Annotated in this window: 5 protein-coding genes and 1 pseudogene; 5 read left to right on the plus strand and 1 reads right to left on the minus strand. The window is 73.6% G+C overall.

Going from position 1 to position 6175, the window contains the following annotated elements; all coding sequences use genetic code 11:
- Nucleotides 1-189 (minus strand): annotated as a pseudogene (locus ACY45C_RS12200) (ComF family protein); the annotation flags it as partial.
- 328 nt (nucleotides 190-517) lie between these two features.
- On the opposite strand from ACY45C_RS12200, the gene ACY45C_RS12205 reads away from it, so the two are divergent.
- From ACY45C_RS12205 to ACY45C_RS12225, 5 genes are read left to right on the plus strand one after another with little or no spacing between them, the layout of a single operon-like run.
- Nucleotides 518-1435, plus strand: a complete 918-nt coding sequence (locus tag ACY45C_RS12205) for a hypothetical protein (RefSeq protein ID WP_462187735.1) — start codon at nucleotides 518-520, stop codon at nucleotides 1433-1435.
- The gene (locus ACY45C_RS12210; protein WP_462187736.1) at nucleotides 1432-2223 is read left to right on the plus strand and encodes a DUF4129 domain-containing protein; all 792 of its coding nucleotides are present in this window, start codon (nucleotides 1432-1434) and stop codon (nucleotides 2221-2223) included. The genes ACY45C_RS12205 and ACY45C_RS12210 overlap by 4 nt, the downstream gene beginning before the upstream one ends.
- Nucleotides 2220-3806: a DUF4350 domain-containing protein gene (locus ACY45C_RS12215; protein ID WP_462187737.1), complete on the plus strand. Its 1587-nt coding sequence runs from the start codon at nucleotides 2220-2222 to the stop codon at nucleotides 3804-3806. Before ACY45C_RS12210 ends, ACY45C_RS12215 begins: the two co-directional genes overlap by 4 nt.
- On the plus strand, nucleotides 3803-4858 hold the full coding sequence (locus tag ACY45C_RS12220; RefSeq protein WP_462187738.1) for an AAA family ATPase: 1056 nt from the start codon (nucleotides 3803-3805) through the stop codon (nucleotides 4856-4858). Before ACY45C_RS12215 ends, ACY45C_RS12220 begins: the two co-directional genes overlap by 4 nt.
- Before the next feature lie 9 nt (nucleotides 4859-4867).
- A complete protein-coding gene (locus ACY45C_RS12225) occupies nucleotides 4868-6163 on the plus strand; it encodes a DUF58 domain-containing protein (protein ID WP_462187739.1) in 1296 nt (431 codons plus the stop codon).
- Nucleotides 6164-6175 lie beyond the last annotated feature (12 nt).

Below are 6175 nucleotides of genomic sequence, written 5' to 3' on the forward strand. Positions count from 1 at the left end.
CAGCCCTCGCCGCCACGGGGTGGCCAGGGAGCCCGCGGCGGCGAGGAACACGGGACCACGAAGCTCGGCGACACACGCCGGGCACGCCGATGCCCCCCAGTCGCCGCATCCGGCGCAGGCAAGCGGCATGATCAGATCAGCGAGGATCGCGAGATTCCTGGTGAGCAGGGACAACGTGGCTCGAGGCATGACAGGAAGGATCAGCCGCGGGCCGCGGGCCGACCAGCCCCAAGTGGTGATCTGTGGATACCGCCCCCGGCAGTCGTGAAGCGGCTGTGGACAACCCTGGGCGACTCGGTCGGCGACCGGCCCCGCAGCCGAGGTGGTGCGGCCCAGCCGGCACATCCTGGCCAGCACATCCCGGCCAGACCGCGTAATTCCGCCGGCATCCCCAGCATCCATCCCGGCCGAGAGCACAGAATCCTCATAGTGGCCGCAGCATGCCCACCACAAGCACGGCATCCTTACCTCGACACACCGAACCTCGACACCGACTGCGACGAGTGGAGACACACCGATGGCCGACGGACCCGGTTGGGCTTCGCCCGGCACACCGCCACCCGGCGCCCCGCAGGGCCCGTGGGGACAGTGGCGGTGGGGCCCGGCCGTCCCGAAACCGGGCATCATCCCGCTGCGCCCCCTCGCTCTGGGCGAGATCCTGGACGGCACGTTCGCCACGATCCGCACGAATCCCGGCGCGACCGTCGGGGTGACGGTGGCGGCCGCGGCGGTGGTGGAGACGGTGTCCACCACCGTCGCGATCAGCGGCGAGGACGCGTCGCCGGGCGCCAGGGCCGCCATCACCGTCGCGATGCTCGGTCTCGATCTCATCCTCGGGCTCTTCCTTTCCGGGGTGCTCAGCGTCGTGGTGAGCGAGGCGACCCTGGGAAGCCGAATCACCACGATCGACGCGGTCCGACGGGTCGCGCCACGGCTGCCCGGCCTGCTCGGCCTCACGGTCATCGTGGCGCTGTCGGTGGTGCTGGGGCTGATCGCGCTGCTGGTCGGGGCGATCGTCGTCGGGGTCTACCTGGCGCTGGCCACGCCCGCGTACGTCCTCGAGGGCGGCACCGTGCGCGACGCGCTGCGACGGTCAATCGCGATCGTGCGTGGATCATGGTGGCGAACGTTCGGTATCCTGCTGCTCGCCATGCTGGTGGCGGGGTTCCTCGGTGCGATCTTCGCCATCGCCGCCAGCATCGTGATGGCCTCCTCCGAGTCGGTGTTCGGCGACCCGATCAGGGGTAACCTCACCGTCACCGGCTACATCGTCCAGGCGATCGGCAGTCTGCTCGCTACCACGATCTCCACACCGATCGTCTCCGGAGCCGTCGTCCTGCTCTACGTCGACCTCAGGATCAGACGCGAGGGTCTGGACGTGACCCTCGCCGAGGCGGCCCGCGCCCGCACCGCCGGCCTGCGGCCCTCCGGATGACGCTCGGTGGTCCCGTCACTCGGGACGGAGCTCGGGAGGAGGCTCGGCGGGAACTTTCCAAGCACATCTACAGGAGTCCCGAACCCAGCTGGTGGAGCCGGGCGGTCCGGTGGATCGACGACAAGATCGGGGATCTGGTCCACTGGCTGCTCCCTGGCGGAGACGGCCTCGGCGGAGGGTCGGGTGGTCTCGGGGTCCTCGCGCTCGTCCTCGTACTGGTCGTCGTGGCGGTGGCGCTACGGTGGTGGCTCGGCCCGGTGCGCCGCAGCGCGCGTACCAGGCGGGAGGATGACGACCTGTCCAGTTCGTCGACCGCGGCGCAGTTGCGCGCCGAGGCGGACGGCCACGCCACCCGCGGAGCCTACGCCGAGGCGGTCCGGTCCCGGCTACGGGCCATCGTGCGGATGCTGGAGGAGAAGGGCGTGCTCGATCCGCGCCCCGGCCGTACGGCCGGTGAACTCGTCGAGGACGTGGCGAGGATCGCGCCGTCCCCCGATGGGGGGCCTCCCCGGGGCGGACCCGACGGTGGGCATCCCCGGGGCGGAACGGACCGGCCGGGCGCGGCGGCGGGCGCGGCGGGCGATGGACCCGGCACGGCGCTCGAGCCGGCCGCGGCGCTCGCCGCGGCCGTCGAGGTCTTCAGCGAGATCTGGTACGGCGGGCGCCCGGCGTCCGCGGCCGGCTACCAGGTCCTGGTCGAGGCCGACCGCGCCCTGGCCCAGCTGCGTCGCGGTACCGGGGGCACCGGCGGCACCGGCAGCGCAGACACCCTCGCGGTCCCGGCATGACCATCCCCGGCGCCCCGGCGATCACCGGCGACCATCTCGGTGGCGGCGGGACGGCGGGCGGCGGGACGGCCGGCGGCCGGTCCGGGCGGGGGTCGCCGAGCGCGTTGCGCAGCGGCCCCAGGCCCCCGGCGGTGCGCCGCGGGATCCTCGTGGTGGCCGTCCTCGGCGTCCTGGTCCTCTGTTACGTGGTCGTCTCGGCGCTGGCCGGGCGGCCCGGCGGCCCGGCCTACCTGAACGTGGCCTCCGCCGAGCCCGGAGGAACCCGGGCCCTGGCCGAGATCCTGCGGGCACGCGGGATCATCGTGTCCGCCACGGACAACCCTTCCGGCGGCCGGCAGCAGGGGCCGAACCCCGGTGGTCCGGGCGGCGGGGTCGGTCCAGCCGGGGCGGGTGACAGAGCGACGCTGGTCGTCGTCCATCCGGGACGGCTCACCCATGACGAGCTGATCGCCCTGCTCGGACGGGTCTGGCAGGGCGCCGACGTCGTCCTCGTGGCGCCGGGCGCCACGGTGCTCGGCGCCCTGGATGTCGGGGTGGTCACGGCAGACTCCGAGCCCGGCGGCAAACTCGGCGCCGGGCTCGGCGGCGAGCAGAGCGATCCGCGGTGCCTCCTGCCCGAGGCGACCACGGCCGGAACAACCTCGATCGGCGCCGACGAGACCTTCACCCGCCAGGGCGACGGAGCCGGTCTCGGCGATATGGCGATCTCGTTGTGCTACGGCGACCCGCCCGACGAGGCGCGCCTCGCCGTGCTGACCCTCACCCGATCGGGCTCACCACGCGTCAGTGGCGGGCGGCTGGTGCTGCTCGGCTCGGCGGGGTTCCTCACCAACGAGCACCTCGACCGCACGGGGAACGCGGCGCTGGCCCTCGGCCTGCTCGCCCGGCAACCCGTGCTGTCCTGGATCACACCCGACGGGGGCGGGGCCGGCGGGGTCGGCACGAAAAGCATGGTGGATCTGCTGCCGTCCGCCTTCTGGTGGACCTTTCTGCACATCGTCGTCGTCCTGGCGCTGCTGGCGCTGTGGCGTGGCCGGCGGCTCGGGCCGCCGGTGCCGGAGCCCCTCCCGGTGGTCGTCCGGGCGGCCGAGACGGTCGAGGGACGCGGGCGACTGTACGCGGCGGCACACGCCCGGGACAGGACCGCCAACACGCTGCGGGCCGGGACCCGCGTCCGGCTGGCCGAACGGATGGGCCTGCCCCTGGCCTGGACCCCCGCCGGTTCCCTGAGCCCCGATCCCGTCACTCTGGTGACCGCTGCCAGCGAGCAGACAGGACGGTCACCCTCGGAGATCGGATCGCTCCTGTACGGTTCGGGCATGCCGCCGCAGACCGCCGGACCGCCCGGTCACCTCGGGCGGGCCAGGGACTGGTACCAGTCAGGCCGCTACCCGGCCGAGAACGGACAGCGGCCGGCATCCGGCGAGTCCGGACGGTATCGCGACGGCGGATCCGAGCGGACCGCCGCAGCGGGCGTTCCCCGGGCCGGCCTCGGCGCCCCTCGACGCGATACGCAGGACGCGGCGCTGCTGGCGCTGGCCCACGCGCTCGACGAGCTCGATCGACAGGTAGGCCTACGGTGACATCCCCACGCATCGACGCGCCGACGGCAGCCCCCCCGCCCTCGACCGCATCGTCGTCCGCCGCGGCGCCGGGCCCGGGAGAGCAGCCGGCACCACCGGACGCGCAGACGGCCCGCCGGGCCCTGATCGCGCTGCGCGGTGAGGTGGCCAAGGCGGTGATTGGTCAGGACGCGGCGGTCAGCGGGCTCGTCATCGCCCTGCTGTGCCGGGGACACGCGCTGCTCGAGGGGGTGCCCGGCGTCGCGAAGACGCTGCTGGTCCGCACGCTCGCGACCGCGTTGGCACTGGACACCAAGCGCCTGCAGTTCACCCCGGACCTCATGCCCGGCGACGTCACCGGCTCGCTGGTGTACGACAACCGCAGTTCCGAGTTCACCTTCCGGGAGGGCCCGGTCTTCACCAACCTCCTGCTGGCCGACGAGATCAACCGGACTCCACCGAAGACGCAGGCCGCTCTGCTGGAGGTGATGGAGGAGCGTCAGGTCAGCGTGGCGGGCGTCCCGCGGCCACTGCCGGCCCCCTTCGCCGTCCTCGCCACCCAGAACCCGATCGAACACGAGGGCACCTATCCGCTTCCCGAGGCGCAGCTCGACCGCTTCCTGGTGAAGGTGACGCTGCCACTGCCACCCCGCGACGACGAGGTCCGTGTCCTCGCCCACCATGCGGGCGGGTTCGACCCCTCCGACCTGCCCGCCGCGGGGGTCCGCCCGGTCGCGGGACCAGCGGACCTCGCGGCCGCCCGCGCCGCGGTGCTCACCGTCGGAGTCCACCCGGAGGTGCTAGCCTACATCGTCGACCTGGCCCGGGCGACCCGCGCGGCACCATCGGTACAGCTCGGGGTGTCCCCCCGCGGCGCCACCGCGCTGCTGGCGACGACCCGGGCCTGGGCATGGCTGTCGGGACGCGGCTATGCGACCCCCGACGATGTCAAGGCGCTGGCCCGGGCGACCCTGCGGCACCGGATCAGCCTCCGCCCGGAGGCCGAACTGGACGGCGTGACGGCCGACGTCGTGCTCGAACAGGTACTCGCCACCGTTCCGGTGCCCCGGTAGGCGGAAACGGTGGCGATCACCGGCCGTACCGTCGCGCTGGCCCTGTTCGGGGCGCTGGCCGTCGTCCTGTCCCCCGCCCCGGGCCTGACCCTCGTGCTGGTCGATCTGGTGGTGGTGGGCTTGGTCGCCCTCGACCTCGCCCTGGCGGGTGGGGTCCGCACGCTGGAGTTCAGCCGGTCCGGACCGACCGCCGGGCGGCTGGGTCAGCCCGTTCCGCTGGTGCTCGGCGTCACGAACGGCGGCACCCGCACGGTGCGTGCCCACATCCGCGACGCCTGGCCGCCGTCCTCGGGGTCCCGGCCACGGGAGCACCGGGTCACCGTTCCGGCCGGGGAGCGGCGCTTCCTGGAGACGACGCTGCATCCGGCCCGGCGCGGCGACCGGGAGCCGTTCCGCATCACGGTCCGTTCGCTGGGGCCACTCGGCCTCGCCGGCCGGCAGGGACGGCATCACTGCGCATGGCGGGTCCGGGTGCTGCCGCCGTTCACGTCACGCCGCCATCTGCCGGCCGCTCTCGCGCGGCTGCGGGAGGTCGAGGGCGAAGTCGCCATCCGCGGCGCGGGCGCCGGCTCCGAGTTCGACAGCCTGCGGGACTATGTGATCGGCGACGACGTCCGGCTGATCGACTGGCGGGGTACCGCCCGGCGCGGGACCGTCGTCGTCCGCACGTTCCGACCGGAGCGCGACCGCAGGGTCGTCTGCGTACTCGACACGGGTCGGACCTCGGCCGGGCGGATCGGCGATACTCCCCGGCTGGACCATGCGCTCGACGCCGCGCTGCTACTCACCGCGGTGGCGCTGCGCGCGGGTGACCGGGTGGGTCTCGTGGCGCACGACAGCGTTCCCCGGATCACCCTGCCAGGCAGGCACGATCATGGGCTGCTCGCCCGGATGAGCGACGCGATGGCCACCCTGGAACCGGCCCTGGTCGAGGCCGATCATGGCGGAATCGTGTCGACGGTACTGCGCGGGACTTCGCGGCGGTCCCTGGTCGTCCTGTTCACCGACCTGGTGCCGGCGGTGATCGAGGAAGGGCTGCTCCCGGCCCTGCCAACGCTGGCCGCGCGGCATACTGTCGTGGTCGCGGCGCTGCGCGACCCGCGCGTGGACGAGATGACGACCGGCCGCGGTGACGTCCGTGAGGTGTACGCGGCCGCGGCGGCCGAACAGACTCTGCTGCGGCGACGGGAGCTCACCGAGACGCTGCGCCGCCGCGGGGCCGAGGTGGTGGACGCACCGCCGAGCGGCTACGCGGCGGCCGTCACCGACACCTACCTCACCCTGAAATCCCTCGGCCGGCTCTAGATCTGTCTTCCG

This window comes from Frankia sp. CcWB2 (assembly GCF_977927585.1).

Coding starts and splice junctions, on each gene's coding strand:
- ACY45C_RS12205 (WP_462187735.1), top strand. CDS start 518: ATGGCCGACGGACCCGGTTGGGCTTCGCCCGGCACACCGCCACCCGGC.
- ACY45C_RS12210 (WP_462187736.1), top strand. CDS start 1,432: ATGACGCTCGGTGGTCCCGTCACTCGGGACGGAGCTCGGGAGGAGGCT.
- ACY45C_RS12215 (WP_462187737.1), top strand. CDS start 2,220: ATGACCATCCCCGGCGCCCCGGCGATCACCGGCGACCATCTCGGTGGC.